Origin of the sequence: Photobacterium marinum, from assembly GCF_000331515.1 — a bacterium.
Taxonomy (GTDB): domain Bacteria; phylum Pseudomonadota; class Gammaproteobacteria; order Enterobacterales; family Vibrionaceae; genus Photobacterium; species Photobacterium marinum.
In genome coordinates this window covers 150,576-173,107 of sequence record NZ_AMZO01000006.1, presented here as the reverse complement: position 1 = coordinate 173,107, position 22,532 = coordinate 150,576, and the positions used below count along the sequence as shown (strand labels likewise).

The following is a 22,532-nucleotide window of genomic DNA, read 5'->3' as shown; positions in this document are numbered from 1 at the left end:
GCGATGACAAAAGAATACAAAGTGACTTAACCGGGAGACTACATCGGCTACGATGCCAACCAGCTTTGTCCCGTCGATATTTATCAGGCGCAAAAAACAAAAGGTGCTCCGGAGCAATCCGAAACACCTTATTTACCTCACTAGCGACTTTAAACGCTTTACAGTGCTGTAGTTTCTGCTGTCAGTAATTCATCTGATGGTTCAGTTGGAAGAGTCAGAGTAAAGCGTGCGCCGCCAGTATCACTTTCACCGATCTCAAGCCGTCCCTGATGGCGGGCTACAATCTGAGAGACAATCGCCAACCCCAGCCCATGGCCGCCGGAAGCCCGATCCCGCGCGGTGCCGACCCGATAAAACGGCTCAAGAATTCTGGCACGTTCTTGTTCCGGGATACCGATACCATCATCATCAATCTGGATAGTAAGCCGTTGCTCATCACAAGAAACCTGAACATCAATCCGTTGTTCAGCATAGCGAAATGCGTTACGGATAATATTCGAAACCGCTCGTTTGAGCTGATATTCATCCAGGCAGGCCACAACCCGAGTATCACACTCCAACTCAATATGCTTATCCGTATCCCGCTGGCAGTCTGACACCAGTTTACGCAGCCAATCCGATACAAGTCGGGTCGACAGATTTAACGGAATCGCAGAGCGCTCCAGTTTGGCGAAATACAGTAACTCTTCAATGAGCTGCTCCAGCTCAGCCATATCATCAGTGATCCCGGCGACATAGCGATGCTGCTCCTCAGTCAACCCTGAATCTTCCATCATTTCCAACTGGCATTGAACACGGAAAACCGGCGTTCTGAGTTCATGGGCAACCGCATTGGTCAGTTGCTTATGACTGGTGATCAAACCTGAGATTTTATCTGCCATCTGATTAAAGCTGCTATTCAGGCGGCCAAGGCGCATTCCAGCCTTTTCTGACGCCCGCACCGAAAAGTCACCATCTGCGAAGGCCAGTGTAACGCGCTCCAGAGCCCGAAAACGCCGAGCTAAGCACGCCATCATAAGAATGCAGTAGATGGCAAAGCCAGTACAGACAAAAGCCCACAGCAGATCCGACTCAAAATCTAATTTTTCCCAAATCGAAAAGCTGAGGTCAGGTGCCAACAAATAAATCTGCTTAAGGTTGCCGTACACAACGTAATAGCTGTATTCATCATCAAATGAAACCGCGCCATGATTTTTGATCTCATTAACGATTTCCGGGCTCAGCGTTGGACTATCCCAACTTATAGGAGTTACACTCAAAAGGTTATTGCTGGCATAGTCAGCGAACATTTCATCCGCTCGCTTCTGTCCCTGAACTTCGGCTATTTCATCCAACAGCCTCATCGCGCCATGAACATGACGGACTTCAACCTCCAGCTCATAATCGGGCGTATAAACCTCGGTGTAATAGACATAACTGACAATACAGAGGAAGAAAAAGGTCACGACACCGATAAAAAACTCCAAAAACAGTCTTTTCATCAGCAAGCTCTACCATCGGTCCGGAACGAACAGATACCCCTTACCACGAACCGTAATGATCTTGCGTGGTAAGGACGGGTTATCATTGAGCTTCTTTCGCAGCGATACCACCTTGTTGTCAATGGTACGATCCAGGCCATCGTACTCAATACCGCGGGTACTCTTAACCAGAAACTCCCGTGACAACACTTCATCCGGTCGTGAGGCCAGCAACCACAGCAGATCAAATTCACTATCAGTCAGACTCACAGCATTTTCATCCAGGGTACAAACCTTCCGCCGGCTATTAAGGAATAGTCCGCCATGGCGGCATTCAAATTCTGAATCTGGCTGTTCGCTATTATCAACCGACATATCATCCTGACCTTGCACTGGTGCAGCACCGCCACGACGCAAAAGCATCCGGATTCTGGCCAGCAATACTCTCGGTTTAATCGGCTTATTTACAAAGTCGTCGGCACCGATTTCCAGCCCGGCGACATGGTCGATATCATCATCACTGGCTGTGAGCATCAGGATCTTACCTGATACCTTTGGCCTAACATTACGACAAATCGTCAGCCCGTCCACCCCAGGCAACATTAAATCAAGCACCACCAAATCAGGTTGATGTTCAATGATGATATCTGTCGCCAGACTTCCGTCAGAAACCGTTATCACTTCAAACTGCTGTTGTCGCAAATAATGTGCGAGCAACTCGCATAGCTTTAAGTCATCCTCGACCAGAACGATCTTTGTCATACCTCTCCCTCCCCCAAAAATAAAACACCGTTCACAACCAGGCGCGCCTATTACACAGAGAAACCACAAGGATATCAAGCTCTAGACAGAAATAGCTATGAGGTATAGCAAACCACACTGTGTTTGCACCAAATTTAAACAAATGAGCGAAAACAATCTTTTCGTTCATTTAGTTATATTTATCATTCACTTGAGCCACTTCAGCCCACTTAATAAAGTTCACTATACCTTTATCATTTTCTTCAGGAGCCCATTGAGCAAACTCAACAACATCTGAAGGGTTGTAAGGACCTGGCTTGATCTCCAAAATGACAGAATTTTCGTCCAATGGCAGAACCATATGCCATGTTTTGGGTTTCATTTCCGCCCCAAAAGAAAAGTCCTTTTCAGATAAAATAATTCGCTCTTTAATTACACCATCTTGATCGAAAATGAGTAATAGTGATTTACCTCTGACACCAACTAACATTTCCCACTTGTTAGGCTGAGGATGCATATGGGGCCTAACATAAGTACCAGAAGCCAAACCAATCAACATTCTTTGAACAGGGTCTGTAAAATCAGAATGGATAGATAAATGACTTCTTTTTCGAGGGCTTTCTTGCGCTTTAAGAACTAACTCATTCAATAGCTCTTTATCTATAACTCTATACATCGTTATCGCTCATCAAACTAAGGCTATATAAACAATAAGCTAGCATTAAACAGCAAAAGCACCTTTAGGCCAAATACCCTTCAGCTCTAAAACAAACAGTGTCCTCTTTATGAATTAGTTCAAGAGACCTTGGAAAAACACTGGTCACTTGACCAGACTGGTGTCTGCACCTGTAATAAAACCTACATCCATGCAGCTAAAGCCAAACATCTGATGACAGATCTGATATCAAAACGCACCAAACCATTACTCATGATATTTCTGGCAACCCTGGTTCTCTTTACGCTATCGGACAGCGAAAAATCACAAAGCCAGGTCGAACAACTGTTGCTGCCTTTGATCGGCTGCTGGGAAGGAGAAGCGTTAAAAACACCCAGGGGAGCTCTGCCCTATCCGGTCTGTTTCAAACGCCTTGACGACGGGACGCTTTATGGTCTGGCAAAACTGAACGTCTCTGACCATCATTGGTACTTTTACCTGAACGATAAAAAAAGCAGGCTGCGTTTCATGTCGACTTTTGCCGATAACCTCCAGCCGGTAAACCTGCCAGCCACCAAGCTACAGGCTAGGCATATTGAGTTTTCTACCGCGCCTTTTTCCAATGGGCACGCCCCCCAACTTCACATTGCCATAGATAAAGTGCACAAAGGGTATTTGTTTACCATGACGCTACACGGTGTGGAGCATGTCATTATTCGGCTGGCAGAGAAGATACCGATGAAGGGGACCGCGACAAAAACACGTGAGGCACAAAATTGAAGAGCCGGTGAAACACCAGCTCTTGGCAAATTGACAACTTATTTGTACGTGGTTAACAGGTAGCTTACTTGAGGAAGCGTGCACAAATATCACTGAAGACTGATTTTGCATTATCTTCAATAATATCGCCGTGAGTCACAATGATCCTCTCAAAATCCCACTCCTGCACATGGCGAATAAAATTACAGAACTTGGGTTTGTCCTTGATCATGTATCCGATCTTAAGCGGCGGAGCAATGCAGGAACCCTTGAAGCCTATCGGCTGGAAAACATATTTAGTCATCAGCCCGGCAAAACCTGTTGGCACCTTATCAGGATAATTCTGAATCAGATCAGTAACGATCAAAGAACGTGTCTTTTTATGCAGGAAAACCGTTTCATTAAACATAGGAACCGAGGGCATCGTCTCCCACGCCATATCCGCTTCCCAAGGATTCTCCATCCCTCTTTGCAGGATGTGATAATTCGATAGCGGCACTTTCCTCGGAATTCCGGCACTGACATAAGCATCAGCTTCCGGATAAGCTTCACACCAGTCCTGCAACCATAGGTTATGCGCATTACTGGCAGCCACAATGCATTCAACTTTGCCTATTTCATCAATCTCGCGTTTCAGCTCGGGCGTTATCGCCGTCGGAGAGTGAACCCACACGCCACCGGATGATAGCTTAACTATCGTCATCCGAAGCCCGAGGCGGGTTCCCATCATATTCATTGAATCATCATGAACCCAAAGATCGTCACCGATTTTTCGCATGCTCATCCTCGTTAGCTACCTGAATCTATTCAGTTATATTGCCAGAGGCTTCCACTTTCGCATGTACCCGGGATCACAGAACACAGTGGAAGAACAATGAAAACAATGATCGTGCTCTCATCACCACAAAGAAGCTTAATTAACGCTCAGCCATAGGATGACTTGGACTTAGCTCCAGCAAATCCCACAAGTTACCGTAAAGGTCTTCAAATACAGCAACAGTTCCGTAGTCTTGCTCTTTTGGTTCACGGACAAACCGGATCCCTTCCGCTTTCATTCTGTTATAGTCACGCCAGAAATCATCTGTACGCAGGAACAAAAATACCCGTCCTCCGGCCTGGTTACCGATAAATGCTTCTTGCTCAGGCTTTGATGCCCTGGCCAACAAAATCCCGGCGCTATCTGAACCCGGCGGAGCCACCACTACCCAACGCTTATCCTGCTCCGGCTGATACGTATCTTCGATCAAGTCGAACTTCAGTTTATTGGTGTAAAAATCGATAGCCTCATCGTAGTCTTTCACCACAAGTGCGATTTGGAACAGAGATTGTTTCACGTTTTCTCCTGATAATTTTTATTGAGAACTGGCTTTCGATAAACAATTAACACTGTAAATCGAAATCATGCCTGGCTTAAAGCGCAACTTCTTTTTCGTCAATCCACAGAGTGACTGAATCGCCGGATTTACGCAGCTGCACTTCAACACTGTCATAATTTTCCGGCAAAGCTTTATCATTCCATTTCAGAACACCGTCACTCAATTCAACCTTGTCATCGCCGAGGCTGATTGAACCTTCCGAACCGGTAAACCTACAGATAGCCGAACTCTGACCATTTTCAGTCTTAGAAGATGAGGTTGTTGAACCATTAGAAGAGACAGCACAACTGTTACCGGAAGAGGACCAGCTCCAGCTAGCAGAGTGAGCGGCAAAACTGGCGGCTAAAAGTACCGCACAAACAAGCTTATTCATGTTGTTTCCTCTAAAACACATCCTACTGATAAGCTTGCCATTATTACTCAAGCTTGCTCAGCGCTCCAGTACGACAGCAACTCAGCTTAACAGCATCGCTATATCTGCTTTAGTTTGATCAATCCGCTGCTTTTCCTCAACCTTAGTGCAGATGTAATCACCAATAGGAATTGCCGATGTCGCCGCTGGTGACGGCGCATTACAGACATGAAGGCTGCGCGGACTTTCTGCAAACAAGAAGTCATGAACCAGGGTGCCATCTCTCAGCACAGCTTGCGCCCGAACGCCAGCCGGATAAGGAAGCAAGTCCCTGTGCGTAATTTGCGGGCAATATTTTTTGACCAACTTGAGATAGCCCGGCTTCCACAAGGAGTTCTTCCACTCCATAATGCCGGTTTTCAGGTGATTAAGATTCACTTTCCAGAAGCCACTGAAAGAAAACATCTCCCGAATATCGACCAGACTGATATTAACCCTGCCATACCCTTCCCTTTTCCAACCTTGTACCGCATTCGGCCCGACTGTCACTGAGCCATTTATCATTCGGGTAAGATGAACGCCAAGAAATGGTAAATCTGGATCCGGAATCGGATAAATAAGGTGATTCACTATGTGGTTGTATTTTTCCGGCAGGCGATAATATTCGCCGCGATATGGAATGATCTGAAAGTCGGTTTTTATGCCCTGCATCCTGGCTACCCTGTCGGCCATCAACCCAGAGCAAGAAACTAGAAAGCGGCATGAAAATATGAGCTTCCCGCCTCCCTCATCGTTACGGGCAGTAACAACAATTTGTTCCTCTGTTTCTTCCAAAGCTGTCACTTCAGCCCCCAGCATCACAGTTCCGCCCGCCGAGATAAACTCTTCGGCCATTTTTTCCGTCACCAGACGGAAATCGACGATACTGGTTGCCTTAACAAAAACGGCCCCCAAACCTTCAATATTGGGCTCTCTTTTGTTCAGTTCAGCCTGACTGAGCAACTCAGTATCAATACCATTCTCACCGCAACGCTGATAGAGTGCCTGCATCCGTTCCAGCTCAACCGTATTCGTCGCAACCAACAATTTGCCACAATTTTCTACCGCAATTCCATGCTGATGACAGAACCGATTCGTCGCTTCAGCGCCTGCCTTACAAAATTCGGCTTTCAGGCTTCCCGGTTTGTAATATACCCCGGCGTGAATCACACCACTGTTGTGGCCGGTTTGATGACGAGATAAACCCGCTTCCTTCTCCAGTAGCAGTACCTTTTTGTCCGGATGGCGTTGCTGCAACTGCCATGCCGTCGACACACCAACTATCCCGCCGCCGATAATGATGTAATCGTAGATGTCTTCCATAGTTACCACTCCTTTGATAACACACCTGATCCAGTTCAGGCATTAAAGGAACTGCTTCACCTCACTCAGACAGGCAATGACAGCCGTCGCCTTTTCAGCCACATCGGCATCAGGCCCCAGCAGATCCGGGATCATCACCGCATGGCAGCCAGCATCCAACCCTGCACGCATACCATTGTTAGAATCTTCCAACACAAGACAATGAACTGGGTCGATATCCAGCTGCTCACAAGCCATACGATAACAATCCGGGGCAGGTTTACCATTTTCTACTTTTTCAGCAGTAATAATGGTATTGAAATATTGCAGATAATCCGAACCGGCAAAGTGGTGTTCAACCTGAGGCAAAGCTGACGAAGTAACCAATGCACATTGCAGCGATCGTCCTTTAAGCTCGGAAAATATATCTTCAAATCCGGCTTTAAATTTCACACCTTTTTTCCGTTCGGCCTCCAGCATGGCATCCCGCACCAGCCTGAAGCGGGCCATATCCAACCGCTCACCAAACGCATCAACCAAGAGCTGCTCACATTGAACATCCTGAGTACCGATAAAACGCTGATAGTAATCATCGGTCAGCACTAACCCCTGTTCGCTAACCGCATTCTGCCAACTCGTTTTACATATGCCTTCAGTATCAAAAATCAGTCCGTCCATATCAAACAACACAGCTTTAATCTTCATAGGTCACTCACTTGTCTGTAATCCAATCAACGTTAACAACTTCAATGACCATCACCGAGTTACTCCCTGACTTCAATACCCATTCGCACCAATACCACCGCAAATGAATAAAACTGTCGGCGGTATCTCAATGCTTATTGCAAACTAAGCTGAAAAGGCTACCGCCAGCAACAAAAGCGAATGGCGTTATATCTTCATCTATTTACTATTTTTATATCTATTTGATATTTTTGTGAATTGGAAAGGGTAGGACTTTTCCCTTTTCGATTTCATTCACATTATTGCCTCATCGAAGCAGGTACATTTCCTTTCAAAAACAAAGGAGTACCCTCATGACCCGCCCTATTATCATCGATTGTGATCCTGGCCATGATGACGCCATTGCCCTGATCCTTGCTTGTGCCTCCCCGTCTCTTGATATCAAGGCGGTCACCACCAGTGCCGGTAACCAGACTCCGGAGAAAACCCTGAACAATGCTCTTCGGATCCTGACCCTGCTTGGCCGTAATGACATCCCGGTTGCCGGCGGAGCCTTAAAGCCTCTGGCACGGGAACTGATCATAGCTGACAACGTCCACGGCGAAAGCGGTTTGGACGGCCCGTCACTGCCGGATCCGGGATTTGATCCTGTCGGAGAAAATGCCGTAGAACTGATGGCTCGAGTCCTTCGTGAAAGCGACAGACCTGTTACTCTCGTTCCGACCGGGCCACTGACTAATATTGCCCTGTTACTTGCAACTCACCGCGAGCTGGCAGACAAAATAGAACGAATTGTGCTGATGGGTGGCGGTGCCGAAACCGGAAACTGGTCTCCGGCCGCTGAGTTTAATATTTATGTCGATCCGGAAGCTGCTGATATCGTCTTCCGCTCCGGCATTCCTGTTACCATGTGCGGGCTGGATGTTACCCACCGTGCCCAAATCATGGATGAAGATATTGAACGAATCCGCGCTATTGGTAATCCGGTTTCCGATGTGGTGGCCGGACTGCTTGATTTCTTCATGATCTATCACAGAGATCCGAAATGGGAACTGGCTGGCGCGCCGCTTCACGATCCTTGCACCATCGCCTGGCTGCTGAAACCTGAAATTTTCACAGAACAAGACTGCTGGGTCGGTATAGAAACCAAGGGCGAGTACACCCAAGGCATGACAGTTGTCGACCGTTACCAGCTCTCTGGTAAACCGGCCAATACAACAGTTCTGTTTGATGTCGATCGTCAGGGCTTCGTCGATTTGCTGGCTGAAAGCATGCACTTTTACGGCTGATTTCTAAACCTTTACAGCCCGTGATTATCACGGGCTGTTTCATTCTCTTCCTGTTTTACCCTCTGCCTACTTTTTCCAGCCCGTTTAATTCAGTTTATTGTCTAAGCAGGAATAAAGCTCTCCACGGAAAAGATAAAGTCATCATTGACATCTCATTGCGCCCAGATATTATGAGCCCACTTTCATTCAATTCTTCAACAGGAGTGTATATGCCGGTTCAAAATAACAGCGCGACAGAATGCACTGCTGTTGTCCAAATCGCCTATCTCAAGCAACCACAGATTGCTTAGCTAAGGCAGTGAATTTATACCAATCGGTAAAAACAAATTCACTGCCGCAAATCTGACAACCTGACTTTGCGGTATTTCATCTGTCTCTTGAAAGAGAACAATTCCGGCTGCGTAATTTTAATATCCGGCTCAGCATTCACATTTCAACCGCCGGCCTTACGCGGCTATCCATGCTCCGGAACTTTCTCCTTCAGGTTTAAAGGTAAGAGCAAAATGAAACACTGGTCCAAAATGGAAATGCTCCATGAAACCGTAAAAAACAAAAACATCTTCCTGAAAGGAACACACAGCTATTACAGCGATGCTTACGATGACGGGTTTGAAAAATCAGTTGTTCGCTATCTGCACGGCGATGAAGTCAGCAGCCAATGGGAGCCTCGCTGGGAGGTCGATAAACTTCATATCGGTGACTATGTCTGCATCGGCGCCGAAGCTGTAATTCTGATGGGAGGCAACCATACCCATCGCAGTGACTGGTTCTCACTGTACCCTTTCATGGACATGATTGAAGAAAGCTACCAGTCCAAAGGAGATACCTACCTTGAGGACGGTTGCTGGATTGGAATGCGTGCGATGGTCATGCCCGGAGTGCGTGTCGGAGAAGGTGCTATTATTGCGGCCAACAGCGTCGTCACCCGAGATGTGCCGCCATATACAGTTGTCGGCGGTACACCGGCCAAACCGATCAAGCAGCGCTTTTCACCGCAAACAACTAAGCGACTGCTGGCGCTGAGAATCTACGACTGGTCTGAAGCTAAATTCAATGCTTTGAAAAAACTCATTTGTGCTTCAGATATTGACGCTCTTGAACAGGCCCATCAGGCCTATGATCACAATCAGCAGGCCAACCTCTAATACGATAAATAAAAGGAGATGCGGTATTTCACCGCATCCCCTTATCACCCGTAACCTTTCAGGTATTCGCTTTCAATTAATTCAGGCTTTCTACCGCCTTTTGAATCGCCGGGCCAATCTGACGTTTACGGGACGTAACCCCTTCAAGTACCAGCCAGCCATTTGTCGGCTTAGCCTTAAAGGCAACCTCGGCCACCTTGCTGTCAGCACTGTCAATCCACAGCAAATTTGCACGCTTGTTCTTGGTATCAGTTACAGAGAAGAACAAATGGTCAAGGCCCTGACGCTGTTTATACGCCTTCATCGCAGCCACAAATTCATCACGGCGATCCAGGAGTTGGTGAGCAGTCAGGGTTTCAGCAACCCCGATTCCAACTTTCTTACCGGCAAACTTAAAGTTCTTATAATCCATGGTCAAAATATCTGCCGCGCTGACATGGCTGAGATCCGACTTGGCTTCCAGCATTTTCTGACCAAACGCTTCGATATCGTCAATACCAGCCTCACTGGCCAGCTCTTCGGCGTAGTGTCTGTCATATTCGGTGGTGATCGGCGACTGAAGAACCAAAGTATCAGACAAAATCCCACCCAGTGTTGTACAGGCAATATACTCTGGCAGCTCAATATCCATCTGTTCCGCACGATCAGCGAGAATAGTCGCCGCCGATCCCCACGGACGAATATCAATCGTCGCTACTTGCTTCATGTTCACTGGATTACCACCAATAGCATGGTGGTCAACAATCGCTACAATACTGCTTTCCTTAATGCTTTTTTGCAGCTGAGTCTTCTGGTTAAAGTCCACCAGCCCGACCATCTTCTGACTGAAATCAGCCATTTGTGCCGGTGTTGTTGCCTTACAGTATTCAAGAACAAACTGGCTTTCTGGATTAATAGCTTCCGGAACCACTGGCGTACCACCATAGATATAGGCAGCAATAATAGCCGATGTCACTGTGTCCGTATCCGGGCTCAAATGGCCGGTCCAGACCAAGTTACTGGTGTCATTATTCTCAGGCTCATTCAAATCAAATGCCGCGGCACCTGTACTTGCCAGTGCTAAGCAAAGAAAAAGTGGGTGTAATTTCATGATGCATTCCATTGTTTTCATTAAGGTAAAAAATCGGCCATAGATGTAACACCCAAGAAAAGGCAATAACAGGTGGTAAATCATATCCATCTGAATTTAATCAGTATTTCCTTCATAATTTCGAGTCATATCTGCTTGTGAAGCTGCAGGCATCATCACCATTGTTCCTTTCTTATCCGAATATTAAAATCAGTGGATACCAATAAACTGCAGGATTTTCTGCGCCGAAATTCGGGAGACCAAACATGTCAAACATCGTCTATATCGCGACCAGCCTTGATGGCTATATTGCCGACAAACAAGGAGGGCTGGACTGGCTCAACAGTGTGCCGAATCCTGACGGCCTGGATTTTGGTTTTGCCGATTTCATGCAACGTGTCGATGCCCTCGTCATGGGCCGGAACACCTTTGAAATCGTCTGCGGTTTTGATTGCGACTGGCCCTATAACAAACCTGTTTTTGTACTGAGCAATACTTTAAAAAGCATTCCAGCTCCTTATCAGGACAAAGCTTTTCTGATCAAAGGCCCGGTAAAGCAAGCCGTCACTCAATTAAATCAGCAGGGCTATCACAACCTCTATATCGACGGCGGCAAAACGATCCAAAGCTTTCTGACTGAAGACTTAATTGATGAGATGATCATAACCACATTCCCAATCCTGCTAGGCGGAGGCTCTCCACTTTTTGGAGAACTCACCGAACCGCAGTCATTTAAATTCATCGAATCAGAAGTGTTGCTGAACTCGCTGACTAAGAGCAGATACGTAAGAGAGCGAAGCTAGTTTTTTTATTTCAGATAGAACGAAAAAATGGAGGCGAAGCCTCCATTTCATGCTGACAATGAATTAAAACAAGTTCTGATACAGAAAACCTGCACCGATAGCCATCGACAAAATCACCACCAGAAAAGACACGATCATTTTGTTTTTGAAGATAGACTTCAGCAAAATCACCTCAGTCAGGCTGGCACCAGCGCTGCCGATAATCAAAGCCATTACCGCGCCAAGCCCCATACCTTTGGCAGCCAGTGCAGCACTCAGCGGGATCACCGCTTCAGCTCGGATATAAAGCGGAATACCGATAACAGCGGCAACAGGGATAGCAAAAGGGTTGCTGTCGTTGGCTACACTGGCAACAAATTCAGTCGGCATAAAACCATAAATCATTGAACCCAGAGCGATACCACCAAACAAGTAAGGTAAGACTTTCTTGAAATCTGCCCAGGTAGAAAGCCAGATTTTCTTCCATTTGTTAACCGGAGCTTTGTTGCCACCGCACGATGAACCACAACATTTTGCCTGAGGCGCAATATATGCCTCCTCTTTGACGTACTTTTCAAAGCCCAGTTTTTCCAGCACAAATCCGGCAACAATCGAAACCCCCATCGCAACCACAAAGTAGAACACGGTGACCTTAATTCCGAACGTCACGGCAAAGAGCCCGATGATCACCGGATTTAGCAACGGACTGGCAAAGAGGAATACCATCATAGTGCCAAATCCAGCCTGTGCTCTTAGCAATCCTTTCAGGAAAGGAATTGTTGAGCAGGAACAAAACGGAGTGATCGCACCAAGGAACCCGGCCACTATGTATCCCTTCCCTTTTTTACCGCTCAATATCTTCTGGATCCGCTCTGGCGGTATGTATTCCTGTAACACTCCAACCAGATAGCTAATCAGCAAAAACAAAATGGTGAGCTCAGTTGCCAGGAAGGCAAACATGTTCAAAGTATCCAATAGCATCGTTTTATCGAACATAATCAAAACCTCTATATTTCTAGAATGTTCGAAATATAGATCTATTTAGTTGCCGTGATCAACATATTTCTAGTAATATCGAAATATAATTTCCTCACAAGGTATGGTCATGGATATCGAAATCGTCGCTAAGGCATTGAAAGAATTGGGACATCCAACTCGTTTAGCCATCTTTAAAAGTGTGGTACGCGCTGGCTACCAAGGAATTGCAGTTGGCGGGTTGCAGGAAAAACTGGGCATCCCCGGCTCCACTTTGTCGCACCATATCTCCAGCCTGGCCTCTGCTGGGCTACTCTCTCAACGCCGTGAAGGTCGTACACTTTTCTGTGTTGCGGAATATGACAAGCTGCAAGCAGTCATCGGTTTCTTGCAAGATGAATGCTGTCTGGATGAGCAAGCATCGGACGACATGTAGCACATTTTCGCCACTACGATAGCTCAGACGGTGCGTTTCCGTTGATCCTGCTTCATAATGAGTTGTATATTATTTCACCATTAAATTATGCAACAGTGACTGGCGAGATAAGAGCCGAAATAAGAGCGAAGATATGCAGAATATTCAGACCCAAAGCGAACAGGAATATCAGAAGTGGCTGCGAGCTTTTTACAAAGGCAGCTTTTTTGTAAAAGGCTGGGACAGCATCAAACGTGAGCTTCACAGCAAAGTCGGCAGCCAGTGCGATGAAATCGGCCAACTATTGGATGAACTGGGTGATCTGATCGGTCGTGAATGGGCAAAGGATAATCATATCCGAAAAATAGATACAGATGACCTGAAACAATGGGGTGATCACCTGCGCCATGCCGGAAAAAAATCCGCCGATGACGTTACCGCAGCCATTCATACCATCAAAGAACAGGCCTTCCAACGCCTGGCCGCCTGAACAGTTACTGATAGGCCGGCAGTCATCGCACCTGCCGGCCCCGGTTCAGTTTCACCATACCGAATTTTCACTATTACAGGCTGACTCTCTAATTAACCCCGGACCATCATAGTCTAAGATCCTGTTAGGAAATCTTGCGCAAACAGCCCGATTCTCGCCATACAAATGAAAGACCTGTCCTAAACCAACAAATAAAACAACACTGAATTAACCAGAGTTAGCATCCCACTAAATAACTTAAGTTATCTATAAATATGGCCGCATAATCATAACGATTGCTTAAAAAGAACATAAATACAATTATGCATAAAAATCTAGCTCTTAAATCCCTTTTTGTTTCATCTCTTTTAGTTCTATCTGGTTGTTCAACTGTTTTTAACAGCGGTTCACAAGCCATTCTTGCCCACCCATCAACCAAAGCAAAAGATGTAGAAGTTATTGTTGAAAGCCCTTCCGGAAGCTACGCAACAACGCTACCTACTACCATTACTGCAGAATCATCATATGATGATGTAAAAGTTAGGATTATTGATAAATGTTACGATAACGTTGAAGTTAAAGTCGGTAAAAATATTACTCCTTCGTTTTACGCCAACGCCTTGGTATGGCCAGCTTTCTTCGTCGATCTTGCTACCGGTAAATACTGGAAATACGACAGCCATGTCACTGTCCCGCTAACAAAACAAAAAAACTGTCAATAATTTCCCGTTTTCCCACTTTCTTTAAGCAATCATAAGCCCATCAATGATGGGCTTTTTCTTACCTGGCTGAATTAATATATTAAGGCTCAACCCATTTACTAAAAACAAACTCCCCGTTTTTCACTTCAATCAGCACCGCACTTTTTACCGGATCTCCTGAACCCTGAAACTTAATCACCCCGGTAATACCTTCAAAATTGTCGATAGTATTAAGTGCATCACGTATCCCCTGCGGTTCAACGCCACCATGCCGTTGAGCCGCTTCAAACAAGAGTCCAAAGGCATCATAGGTCAGTGCGGCAACATCATTTGGCTCTCGGTTATAGGTCTGCCGGTAACGCGCCCTGAAATTAAGTGCGCCTCCATCAGCACGATCCAAAGCATAGTGGGTACTGAAAAAAGCCCCATCTACCGCACTTCGGTCATCTTCAAGGATCTGAGTCCAGGTATCACTCCCGAGTAACTGGGCAGTAATCCCCATTTTTCTGGCCTGACGAGCCTGCACCGGCACTTCGTTATAGTAATTAGGCAAGAACAAAACATCAGGCTGAGCAGCCTGAATTCGGCGCAACTGTTCTGTGAAGTCAGGGGCATCGCGGGTATAAAGCTCATACGCGACAATTCCACCGCCAAAATCTTTAAAAGCCACACTGAAAACTTCAGCCAGATTACGGTTATATTCGCTGGAAATATCGTAAAGTACAGCCGCCTTCCTCAGCCCCAGTTGCTCATAGGCAAATTTCGCCATCAGCTTGCCCTGAAAGGTATCCACAAAAGCAGCACGATAAACCCAGTTTTTATGGCGAGTGGTATCAGGGTTGGTTGACCAGGGCGTGATCATCGGGATTTGGGCATATTCAACATACCTCGCCGCAGGAATGGCATTCCGGCTTGCCTGAGGGCCAATGATCGCACTGACATTTTGCTGGTTGATCAGCTCAAGCGCGGCACTGATAGTCTGTTCCTGATTGTCACGATTATCTTCAATCAGCAGCACCACCTTGTACTGCTCATCATCAATAATCAGACCGCCACGACCATTGATCTCTTCCACAGCCAGTTTGGCAGCCTCAACCGTGGAACGCCCTACTTCCGGGATCTGGCCGGTTACCGGGGCGATTAAGCCGACTCTGAGCTCGCGTCCTTGTTCTGACGGATCAGAACAGGCAGCCAGAAATAAGGCAGCAATAATGATCAGGGCGGTCATTAACTTCATATCCGTATCCTTCTTATTTGATTGTTTCTTCCTTACGTCCTTCCAGAATGTAGGTATGCATCTTCCCCTTACCTTTGATGGCAACCATTCCGCGATCGGTAAAGTTATAGCCTTCTTTAAGGTGCCGATAAGTGGCTTGAGTGATCTGAATACCGCCTTTCAGCCCTTGAGATTCCATCCGGGAAGCAGTATTTACCGCATCTCCCCAGATGTCATAAATAAACTTTTTACGCCCGATGACACCGGCAACCACAGGCCCGCTGTTAATACCGATCCGCAGGCTAAGGTTCCTGTTATGCTTATGATTGAAACAAGCAATCACATCCATCATGTCGAGTGCCATTTCCGCAATCACTTCAGCGTGATCTTCTCGCGGGATCGGGATCCCGGCTCCAACCATATAGGCATCCCCGATGGTTTTGATCTTTTCCAGCCCGCGGCGCTCACTCAACTTATCAAACTCACAAAAGATCTCATTGAGCAACCCCACCACTTCCGATGCGGAAAGCTGGGCAGACATCGGGGTAAAATTAACCAAATCTGCAAAAAGGATTGTGACTTCGGAAAAGCTGTCAGCAATGGTTTCCTCACCCTGCTTCAGCCGCTCGGCAATCGGAGCCGGCAGCACATTCAGCAACAGGTGTTCTGATCTCTCCTGCTCTTCAGCCAAATCATCAAGAGTATTTTTCAACCTCAGGATCATATGGTTGAAGTTTTCTGCCAGCAGACCAGTTTCATCTTCAGCAAGCACTGGTGCCTTCTGACTCAGATCACCGGCTGTGATTTTTCTGGTAGTATCCGTTACTGCCAGAATCGGGCGAATAATGGTTAAAGTAATCAGGTAAATACCGGTACTCAGGATACCAACCGCCATAAAGCCTACTACCAACAACATCGCCCCCAGCTGGTGTGCCGGCGCAAGAGCAACAGATGCTTTTGCCTCAGAAATCAAAGCCAGTCCCAGTTCCGGCATCCAGCGGTAGCTGCCAATCACAGCAACCCCGTCATAGTTATCGTATAAACCGGCCCCTTTTTCGCCCCGAAGCGCCGCATCTATCCCCAGGCTGTGAACCCCGCGCGGATAACCGTTGTCCCCCAGCCTGTCTGCTGAAATAAAACGGTTGTGAGCATCAATAAGGTACGCCTCACCACTTTCACCAAGGCCGGTTTTGCGATTGACGATCTCAGCCAGCACAGATAACCGGATATGAGCGGCCAGTACCCCGATCAACTTGCCTTGAGGACTGAGCAAAGGGGTCGACACAGTCATGGTCGGAGCCGCTGTATCCGGGTCCGGATACACTTTTTGCAGAAATGTCTGCTTTAATCCCTGAATAAAGTATTGATCATTAAGACGGTATTCGCCTTCATCATCTGGCATGGTTGAGAAAAACACCCGCCCGCCAACTTTGGTCAGCATAAAAATAGCAGTCAGTTCTGTTGCCCGATCCAGCCCGTAATCAAGGTAAGTAGAAAGAAATAAGGTTTCGGCCAGCTTAAAATAAGCAGATTCATATTCAGGAGTACCAATCTGTTCTGACAGCAGGTTGCCCGCCGCATTTCGCAAATCATCAAGCTCAGCCATCTTCTCTATAATTGATGTCTGTTCGGCGACAAAGCGTTGAATTTCAAACTCTTTATGATCTGCAGTTACCTCAAACTGAGCGATCGCCATCTCTTTTTGAGTATCAGCGGCCAGAAAATATGTAATTGCCGCCAGCGCCACGACTACCAATACCGACACTAACAAAAAATAGGCAGTCATTCGGGCTTTTAGACTTTTTTGCAAAAGCCCCATGGAATCCCCCTGAAAAACAAAAAAATATTGTGCCCAGTGACAGTATAGACCGCCTGTTTCCCTTCCTTTCTGAATTACCGCCGGAAACACCATCCGCAAAGCTGCTGCTTTGAACTAACCTGAATATAAATAACAAACTTGGCATTAGCTGCTGTAATAAGCCATGACAGCATGCTGCAGATAATAGTCTGAAAAACTGCGGCACTGTTTCAAAGGAAGCGTCAGAGGAAGCGGATGACAGATAACGCCGACAAGCAATCCCAACAACAAACAGATTTAAGCCGCAGGAAAATTCTCCGCACCTCGGGTGTACTGGGCTTTACCGGAGCCCTGTCGGCGGTAGCCCCCGGCATAATCCGAGCACAGAGAATAGGTGAGCCGTTGAGAATTGGTTTCTGCGGCCCCTACACCGGGCCGGCCAGCCACACAGGGCATGCCATCAAACAGGGGATAGTGATGGCCCTTGAAGATGCGAGAAAAACCGGTGAAATTCCGGTCTCCATCGACGGAAACCTGCACGAAGTTGAAGTTGTATGGGTTGACAGTCAGTCCTCTCCTACCGCTGCAATCAAAGCATCAAGTACCGCTATCAACCGGCAGGGAGTAAAGCTGATGGTCGGAGGCTGGCATTCCTCTGTTGCTCTGTCGCTAATGGACACTGAAGCCGATCTCAATACTATTCACATTGGCCACCTCGGTGCATCACAATACATTGCCAATAAAATCAACCTCAACCCCAAACGTTACCGAGGCTGGTTTAAAGGCTGGCCATCCCCCCCGAAGCTGGCAGGTTTATACGGCAAACCATTACGTTACTTCATGAAGCAAAGACTATGGCAACCGACCAACAATACCGCCGGCATCCTGGTTGAAAACAGTGCCTACGGGCATAGCTGGGGCGAAGCACTGAGTAACAGCCTAAAGGAAGAAGGCTTCGATCCTCTGCCATACGAAGTGATCGATATGGAAGAAACGGATTTCACGCAACTGCTAAAACAATTCAAGCGACGGAAAGTTTCATTGGTCGCCATCACATCAGCAGGGGATGTTGCAGTAAGCAATTTTGTCCGGCAGTTCCGGGAACTCAATATTCAGGCTCTGTTGCTGGGGCATGGTATCCGCTGGCTGGATAACTGGTATCAGATGACAGGGGAGGCTTCCGATTATGTTGTGTCTATGGATTCAGCAATGCCCATCGCCTTGTGGCAACAATGGTGGGTCCGTCGTTATCAGGCCAAATATAACCAGGAGCCGAGTATCCAGGCTGCCGGGCTGCATTATGACTACACCCGAATGGCAATCCGTGCCCTCAATATGGCTGGCACCTTAGATTCCGACAGCCTGATCGCCACCCTCCACCAGATGTCGCATAAAGGCGTCTGGAACCTTTACCGCTTTTCAACCGGGCCGGGCCCGCACGCCTTATCAGCCAATGAAGTCATGACCGGGCGGTTTATGAAAGGCTTTTATCATCCCATGGTTCAACTGATTAACGGTGAAGCCAAAATTATCTGGCCGCTCAAGTATGCAGAGCAGCGTTTTATACAACCGCCATGGCTGTCAGACAAAAACAAGACACTGGGAAGCGGCATTATCGGATAGCTTTAATTACAGGAACAGCCAGTCACCGGAGGCAACGCATGCATGAGACATTCCTATTGGTACTCGGGCTGGTGGGCCTGTTGACCATAGCCAGCCTGCTGCTGCCGATCGCCAACCGCATTAACTTTCCCTATACCGTATTACTGGCTGTGGCCGGGTGCCTTCTCGGCGGTATTGTTCTGGCGGCCAGCGGAAGCCATCCTCCCGGTATCATCGGTGACTTTCTGTCGGCACTCGAAGCGCTGGATATCACATCCGAAGTGGTGTTTTTTGTTTTCCTGCCAGCCCTGATCTTCGAATCGGCCCTGAATATCAATGCCCGCCACCTGTTCACGGATATCGGTCCGATTTTGCTGCTGGCAATCATCGGCCTGCTGCTCTCCACCGTCGTTGTCGGTATCGTGGTATGGGGCGTCTCAGATATCACCCTAATCGCCTGCCTGTTGCTCGGTGCCATTGTCTCGGCAACCGACCCGGTGGCGATCATCGCTATCTTCAAAACCCTCGGCGCACCGAAAAGGCTGACCATTCTGGTTGAAGGGGAAAGCCTGTTTAACGATGCCACCGCCATCGTGCTGTTTACGATTCTGGTCGCGATCCTGGTCGGCGGCACTGAAGCGGGGGTTTTATCAGCTACAGGGAAATTCCTGGAAGTCTTCTTCGGCGGAATCATCGTTGGCCTGGTTTCAACCTGGTTGGTTATTTCATTGATTGGTCGCCTGCGTAACCTGCCACTGGTGGAAATCACACTGACCATCTGCCTGGCCTACCTCAGCTTCCTGCTGGCCGAACACTACCTCCACGTTTCCGGTGTCATGGCCGTTGTTACCGCCGGGCTGGTGGTCAACTCATTCGGCCGGACCAAAATCTCACCCCACACCTGGCATACCCTGACCGAAACCTGGGAAGAAATTGTGTTCTGGGCCAACTCGCTGATCTTCTTCTTAGTCGGCCTGCTGGTGCCAAAGGTACTGGTCGATTTCACAACGTCTCAGTTTCTGTCACTACTAGCACTGATTGTCGCCGCCTTTGCCGCCCGAAGCGTCGTACTCTATCTGGTACTACCGCTACTCAACAAAGCCGGACTGGGACAGCAGATCAGTATCGATTTTCGTACCGTAATGTTATGGGGGGGGTTACGGGGCGCCGTCTCGCTGGCTCTGGCACTAGTGATCCTGGAAACACCGGGAATTGATCCGAATATCCAGGCTTTTGTCGCTTCCCTGGTCACCGGCTTTGTGCTCTTTACCCTGTTTGTTAACGCACCGACCATGGGAGCCATGATGCGCTTTTTCGGCCTTGATCGCCTGCCGCCGACGGAACGAATGATCCGCAACCGCGTCATGGCGCTGTCTATCAAGCATATCCGGGAGGGACTCAAACATGCGGCGCAGGAAGATAAAATTAACCCGGACATCGCTACCGGCGTTGCTGATATCTATGAGCAGCGGCTGAGCCGGGTTGAGCACTCTATGAACAAGGGCCTTGAGAAACAACCGGATACCGTCACACTCAGTGTCGGCCTCAGCACCCTGACCAACCATGAGCGTCATCTGTATCTGAAACGCTTTTCTGACGGGCTGGATTCAGCCAAAATCACCCGCTCGCTTCTATTCCAGGCTGACGACCTGCTGGACGGCCTGAAAATCAGTAAAATCGAAGGATATAAAGAAGCCTACAATGGCGCATTAAAATTCAGCGTGCTATGCAGGATCTCTCTGTTACTACAGCAACGCTTCAGGCTGGAGCGACCGCTTGCCATCCAGCTGGCGAACCGCTTTGAAGTGCTGACCGTCAGTGAAACAGTTGTCGCGTCACTGATCGACTACACCAGAGAAAAGATTCCCCCTTTGTTTGGTGACAAACTTGCCAAAGAGCTCGAAACGCTGCTTACTCACCGACTACAGGCAACCCAGCAAACACTGGATGCGCTGCGTCTGCAATACCCAGAATACGCAGAAACCCTGCAAAAACGTCACTTGGTCCGGGTGGCACTGCGCCTTGAAGAAAGCAGCTATCATCAGATGCTGGATGAAAATATTATCAGCATGGAAGTGTTCAACGACCTAGGGCGGGAGCTGGATAAGCGCAACCGTATTATGGATCGTCAACCGAAACTGGATCTCGGCCTGGAACCGGACAAACTTGTCGCTAAAGTGCCGTTTCTGTCTGAACTGGGAGCTCATCGAATTACCGAGATTGTCTCCCTACTCACCTCCCGACTTGTAGTACCGGGCGAGCGCATTATCAGCCAAGGCGAACAAGGAGATGCCATGTACTTTATCTCCTGTGGTGCCGTCGAGGTGAACACGGAACATCAGGCAATCCGACTCGGCAGTGGTGACTTTTTCGGTGAGCTGGCACTGCTCACTCAAGAGCCGCGCAGCGCCGATATCACCGCCATCAGCTACTGTCAGCTGCTGGTACTGAGCGTCGATGATTTTCAGCAAATCACCACCAGCCATCGTTACTTACAACAACGCATTACTGACATCGCCAGCCAGCGGTTAGATCCGCAAGCTCTGGTGGCTAAAGTGCCACTGTTTCAACAGCTCAGCAGTGAACAGATTGAACAAATCACCGAACAACTCAAACCTCTGATTGTCGCACCAAACCAACAAATTATAACCAAAGGCGATATCGGGGATGCGATGTATTTCATTGCCGCCGGAGCTGCCGAAGTCATTACCGATGCCCCTGAACCAATAAAGCTCGGTTGCGGCGATTTCTTCGGTGAAATGGCCTTGCTTAACCGAGCACCGCGCAATGCTGATGTTAACGCAACTAGCTACTGCGAGTTACTGGTACTGGAAAGAGAAGCCTTCTATGCGTTGCTGGAGTCGCACCCTGAACTGAGAAAACAGCTCAGTACACACATTTCAAAGAAAAGTGAATGCTGAAATATTCTCAGTTATTTAGCGGCTACACTCCATGTAACTGACAAAGCATCAATCGCACTTATGTAACGTTTTTATCAAACAATGACTGGGAGATATCACTGTGAAAATTATTGCTTTTGCTGCCAGTACTCACAAACAGTCCATAAACAAACAGCTTGTCCGTTATGCCAGCAAACTACTGGACAAAGTGGAAGTAGAGATTCTGGATCTCAACGATTATGAGCTGCCACTTTACAGTCAGGACAAAGAAGGGGAAATCGGCCACCCTCAGCTAGCCAAAGACTTTCTGAGCAAAATCGGAGACAGTGACGGCGTACTTATTTCTTTTGCTGAGCACAACGGGTCTTACTCTGTCGGGTACAAAAACCTCTTTGACTGGTGCTCCCGAATTGAGCCTAAGGTCTTTCAAAACAAACCTATGGTGCTGCTATCCACCTCCCCTGGTTCACTCGGTGGTGCCAGTGTATTAGCCGCCGCCATCCAGTCGATGCCCTTCTTTGACGGAATAGTAAAAGCCAGCCTGTCCGTACCCAGCTTTTACGACAACTTTGATGCCGAAAAACAAATTCTCACTCACGAAGAACTTAACGAACAATTCAAAGACGCTGTCAGTCACCTGAACCACTTAAAGTAAGTTTTTATCACAGGCTGGCAGTCAGTGAGGCCAGCCTTCTCCGTCGGTATTCCCCACAGCCAAATGATGACTTTTACAATGTAAATCCCTTTCCGGCCGTGTTATTCAGCCTGATTTAAGCTTCCGTCGTTAATCTGAAAGTGTACTC

Annotated in this window: 22 protein-coding genes; 10 read left to right on the top strand and 12 right to left on the bottom strand. The window is 47.7% G+C overall.

What is annotated here, in order from left to right; translation table 11 throughout:
- Nucleotides 1-158: 158 nt before the first annotated feature.
- From C942_RS05345 to C942_RS05335, 3 genes are all read right to left on the bottom strand, one after another.
- On the bottom strand, nucleotides 159-1,481 hold the full coding sequence (locus C942_RS05345) for an ATP-binding protein (RefSeq protein ID WP_007463337.1): 1,323 nt from the start codon (nucleotides 1,479-1,481) through the stop codon (nucleotides 159-161).
- 9 nt (nucleotides 1,482-1,490) lie between these two features.
- Complete coding sequence (locus tag C942_RS05340) at nucleotides 1,491-2,222, bottom strand: response regulator (protein WP_007463335.1); 732 nt, start codon at nucleotides 2,220-2,222, stop codon at nucleotides 1,491-1,493.
- Between the two features lie 169 nt (nucleotides 2,223-2,391).
- Nucleotides 2,392-2,877 carry a WbuC family cupin fold metalloprotein gene (locus C942_RS05335; protein WP_036798850.1) on the bottom strand — a complete coding sequence of 162 codons (486 nt, stop codon included), beginning with the start codon at nucleotides 2,875-2,877 and terminating at the stop codon, nucleotides 2,392-2,394.
- Between the two features lie 129 nt (nucleotides 2,878-3,006).
- On the opposite strand from C942_RS05335, the gene C942_RS05330 reads away from it, so the two are divergent.
- Nucleotides 3,007-3,636, top strand: coding sequence for a hypothetical protein (locus tag C942_RS05330; protein WP_007463332.1), 630 nt, complete (start codon nucleotides 3,007-3,009; stop codon nucleotides 3,634-3,636).
- A gap of 64 nt (nucleotides 3,637-3,700) precedes the next feature.
- Here C942_RS05330 and C942_RS05325 read toward each other — a convergent pair whose 3' ends face one another.
- From C942_RS05325 to C942_RS05305, 5 genes are all read right to left on the bottom strand, one after another.
- Complete coding sequence (locus C942_RS05325) at nucleotides 3,701-4,393, bottom strand: DUF4336 domain-containing protein (protein WP_007463330.1); 693 nt, start codon at nucleotides 4,391-4,393, stop codon at nucleotides 3,701-3,703.
- A 139-nt stretch (nucleotides 4,394-4,532) separates the two neighbouring features.
- The gene (locus tag C942_RS05320; RefSeq protein ID WP_007463328.1) at nucleotides 4,533-4,949 is read right to left on the bottom strand and encodes a VOC family protein; all 417 of its coding nucleotides are present in this window, start codon (nucleotides 4,947-4,949) and stop codon (nucleotides 4,533-4,535) included.
- Between the two features lie 76 nt (nucleotides 4,950-5,025).
- Nucleotides 5,026-5,364: a hypothetical protein gene (locus C942_RS05315; protein WP_007463326.1), complete on the bottom strand. Its 339-nt coding sequence runs from the start codon at nucleotides 5,362-5,364 to the stop codon at nucleotides 5,026-5,028.
- An 81-nt stretch (nucleotides 5,365-5,445) separates the two neighbouring features.
- Nucleotides 5,446-6,705 (bottom strand): L-2-hydroxyglutarate oxidase, encoded by a 1,260-nt coding sequence (gene lhgO, locus C942_RS05310; RefSeq protein ID WP_007463322.1) that lies wholly within the window; start codon nucleotides 6,703-6,705, stop codon nucleotides 5,446-5,448.
- Between the two features lie 42 nt (nucleotides 6,706-6,747).
- Nucleotides 6,748-7,389, bottom strand: a complete 642-nt coding sequence (locus C942_RS05305) for an HAD family hydrolase (protein WP_007463320.1) — start codon at nucleotides 7,387-7,389, stop codon at nucleotides 6,748-6,750.
- Nucleotides 7,390-7,721: 332 nt separating this feature from the next.
- Here C942_RS05305 and rihA point away from each other — a divergent pair, with 332 nt between their 5' ends.
- Complete coding sequence (gene rihA, locus C942_RS05300; RefSeq protein WP_007463319.1) at nucleotides 7,722-8,657, top strand: pyrimidine-specific ribonucleoside hydrolase RihA; 936 nt, start codon at nucleotides 7,722-7,724, stop codon at nucleotides 8,655-8,657.
- A gap of 503 nt (nucleotides 8,658-9,160) precedes the next feature.
- Nucleotides 9,161-9,802, top strand: a complete 642-nt coding sequence (locus tag C942_RS05295; RefSeq protein WP_007463313.1) for a CatB-related O-acetyltransferase — start codon at nucleotides 9,161-9,163, stop codon at nucleotides 9,800-9,802.
- Nucleotides 9,803-9,878: 76 nt separating this feature from the next.
- On the opposite strand, the gene C942_RS05290 is transcribed toward C942_RS05295, so the two are convergent.
- The gene (locus C942_RS05290) at nucleotides 9,879-10,892 is read right to left on the bottom strand and encodes a manganese-dependent inorganic pyrophosphatase (protein WP_007463311.1); all 1,014 of its coding nucleotides are present in this window, start codon (nucleotides 10,890-10,892) and stop codon (nucleotides 9,879-9,881) included.
- Between the two features lie 245 nt (nucleotides 10,893-11,137).
- On the opposite strand from C942_RS05290, the gene C942_RS05285 reads away from it, so the two are divergent.
- Nucleotides 11,138-11,674: a dihydrofolate reductase family protein gene (locus C942_RS05285; RefSeq protein WP_007463310.1), complete on the top strand. Its 537-nt coding sequence runs from the start codon at nucleotides 11,138-11,140 to the stop codon at nucleotides 11,672-11,674.
- 63 nt (nucleotides 11,675-11,737) lie between these two features.
- Here the strand turns inward: C942_RS05285 and C942_RS05280 are convergent, their stop codons facing one another.
- Complete coding sequence (locus C942_RS05280) at nucleotides 11,738-12,649, bottom strand: permease (protein ID WP_007463307.1); 912 nt, start codon at nucleotides 12,647-12,649, stop codon at nucleotides 11,738-11,740.
- Between the two features lie 109 nt (nucleotides 12,650-12,758).
- Here C942_RS05280 and C942_RS05275 point away from each other — a divergent pair, with 109 nt between their 5' ends.
- The 3 genes from C942_RS05275 to C942_RS05265 all read left to right on the top strand — a co-directional run bounded on the left by C942_RS05275 (nucleotide 12,759) and on the right by C942_RS05265 (nucleotide 14,234).
- Entirely contained in the window at nucleotides 12,759-13,064 is a 306-nt protein-coding gene (locus tag C942_RS05275; RefSeq protein ID WP_007463305.1) for an ArsR/SmtB family transcription factor, read from the top strand.
- 133 nt (nucleotides 13,065-13,197) lie between these two features.
- Nucleotides 13,198-13,533: a hypothetical protein gene (locus tag C942_RS05270; protein WP_007463303.1), complete on the top strand. Its 336-nt coding sequence runs from the start codon at nucleotides 13,198-13,200 to the stop codon at nucleotides 13,531-13,533.
- 302 nt (nucleotides 13,534-13,835) lie between these two features.
- A complete protein-coding gene (locus C942_RS05265) occupies nucleotides 13,836-14,234 on the top strand; it encodes a hypothetical protein (protein WP_007463301.1) in 399 nt (132 codons plus the stop codon).
- 79 nt (nucleotides 14,235-14,313) lie between these two features.
- On the opposite strand, the gene C942_RS05260 is transcribed toward C942_RS05265, so the two are convergent.
- Nucleotides 14,314-15,450: an ABC transporter substrate-binding protein gene (locus C942_RS05260; protein ID WP_007463299.1), complete on the bottom strand. Its 1,137-nt coding sequence runs from the start codon at nucleotides 15,448-15,450 to the stop codon at nucleotides 14,314-14,316.
- Nucleotides 15,451-15,463: 13 nt separating this feature from the next.
- Nucleotides 15,464-17,248 carry an adenylate/guanylate cyclase domain-containing protein gene (locus C942_RS05255; RefSeq protein WP_007463297.1) on the bottom strand — a complete coding sequence of 595 codons (1,785 nt, stop codon included), beginning with the start codon at nucleotides 17,246-17,248 and terminating at the stop codon, nucleotides 15,464-15,466.
- Between the two features lie 234 nt (nucleotides 17,249-17,482).
- Here C942_RS05255 and C942_RS05250 point away from each other — a divergent pair, with 234 nt between their 5' ends.
- The 3 genes from C942_RS05250 to C942_RS05240 all read left to right on the top strand — a co-directional run bounded on the left by C942_RS05250 (nucleotide 17,483) and on the right by C942_RS05240 (nucleotide 22,384).
- Nucleotides 17,483-18,850 (top strand): ABC transporter substrate-binding protein, encoded by a 1,368-nt coding sequence (locus tag C942_RS05250; RefSeq protein WP_007463296.1) that lies wholly within the window; start codon nucleotides 17,483-17,485, stop codon nucleotides 18,848-18,850.
- Nucleotides 18,851-18,888: 38 nt separating this feature from the next.
- Nucleotides 18,889-21,750 (top strand): cation:proton antiporter, encoded by a 2,862-nt coding sequence (locus C942_RS05245; RefSeq protein WP_007463293.1) that lies wholly within the window; start codon nucleotides 18,889-18,891, stop codon nucleotides 21,748-21,750.
- A gap of 100 nt (nucleotides 21,751-21,850) precedes the next feature.
- On the top strand, nucleotides 21,851-22,384 hold the full coding sequence (locus tag C942_RS05240) for an NADPH-dependent FMN reductase (RefSeq protein ID WP_007463291.1): 534 nt from the start codon (nucleotides 21,851-21,853) through the stop codon (nucleotides 22,382-22,384).
- Nucleotides 22,385-22,532 lie beyond the last annotated feature (148 nt).

Bases quoted from the DNA above. Each gene is read 5' to 3' on its own strand.
- C942_RS05345 (WP_007463337.1), bottom strand. From the start codon at position 1,481: ATGAAAAGACTGTTTTTGGAGTTTTTTATCGGTGTCGTGACCTTTTTC.
- C942_RS05340 (WP_007463335.1), bottom strand. From the start codon at position 2,222: ATGACAAAGATCGTTCTGGTCGAGGATGACTTAAAGCTATGCGAGTTG.
- C942_RS05335 (WP_036798850.1), bottom strand. From the start codon at position 2,877: ATGTATAGAGTTATAGATAAAGAGCTATTGAATGAGTTAGTTCTTAAA.
- C942_RS05325 (WP_007463330.1), bottom strand. From the start codon at position 4,393: ATGCGAAAAATCGGTGACGATCTTTGGGTTCATGATGATTCAATGAAT.
- C942_RS05315 (WP_007463326.1), bottom strand. From the start codon at position 5,364: ATGAATAAGCTTGTTTGTGCGGTACTTTTAGCCGCCAGTTTTGCCGCT.
- lhgO (WP_007463322.1), bottom strand. From the start codon at position 6,705: ATGGAAGACATCTACGATTACATCATTATCGGCGGCGGGATAGTTGGT.
- C942_RS05305 (WP_007463320.1), bottom strand. From the start codon at position 7,389: ATGAAGATTAAAGCTGTGTTGTTTGATATGGACGGACTGATTTTTGAT.
- rihA (WP_007463319.1), top strand. From the start codon at position 7,722: ATGACCCGCCCTATTATCATCGATTGTGATCCTGGCCATGATGACGCC.
- C942_RS05295 (WP_007463313.1), top strand. From the start codon at position 9,161: ATGAAACACTGGTCCAAAATGGAAATGCTCCATGAAACCGTAAAAAAC.
- C942_RS05290 (WP_007463311.1), bottom strand. From the start codon at position 10,892: ATGAAATTACACCCACTTTTTCTTTGCTTAGCACTGGCAAGTACAGGT.
- C942_RS05285 (WP_007463310.1), top strand. From the start codon at position 11,138: ATGTCAAACATCGTCTATATCGCGACCAGCCTTGATGGCTATATTGCC.
- C942_RS05280 (WP_007463307.1), bottom strand. From the start codon at position 12,649: ATGTTCGATAAAACGATGCTATTGGATACTTTGAACATGTTTGCCTTC.
- C942_RS05275 (WP_007463305.1), top strand. From the start codon at position 12,759: ATGGATATCGAAATCGTCGCTAAGGCATTGAAAGAATTGGGACATCCA.
- C942_RS05270 (WP_007463303.1), top strand. From the start codon at position 13,198: ATGCAGAATATTCAGACCCAAAGCGAACAGGAATATCAGAAGTGGCTG.
- C942_RS05265 (WP_007463301.1), top strand. From the start codon at position 13,836: ATGCATAAAAATCTAGCTCTTAAATCCCTTTTTGTTTCATCTCTTTTA.
- C942_RS05260 (WP_007463299.1), bottom strand. From the start codon at position 15,450: ATGAAGTTAATGACCGCCCTGATCATTATTGCTGCCTTATTTCTGGCT.
- C942_RS05255 (WP_007463297.1), bottom strand. From the start codon at position 17,248: ATGGGGCTTTTGCAAAAAAGTCTAAAAGCCCGAATGACTGCCTATTTT.
- C942_RS05250 (WP_007463296.1), top strand. From the start codon at position 17,483: ATGACAGATAACGCCGACAAGCAATCCCAACAACAAACAGATTTAAGC.
- C942_RS05245 (WP_007463293.1), top strand. From the start codon at position 18,889: ATGCATGAGACATTCCTATTGGTACTCGGGCTGGTGGGCCTGTTGACC.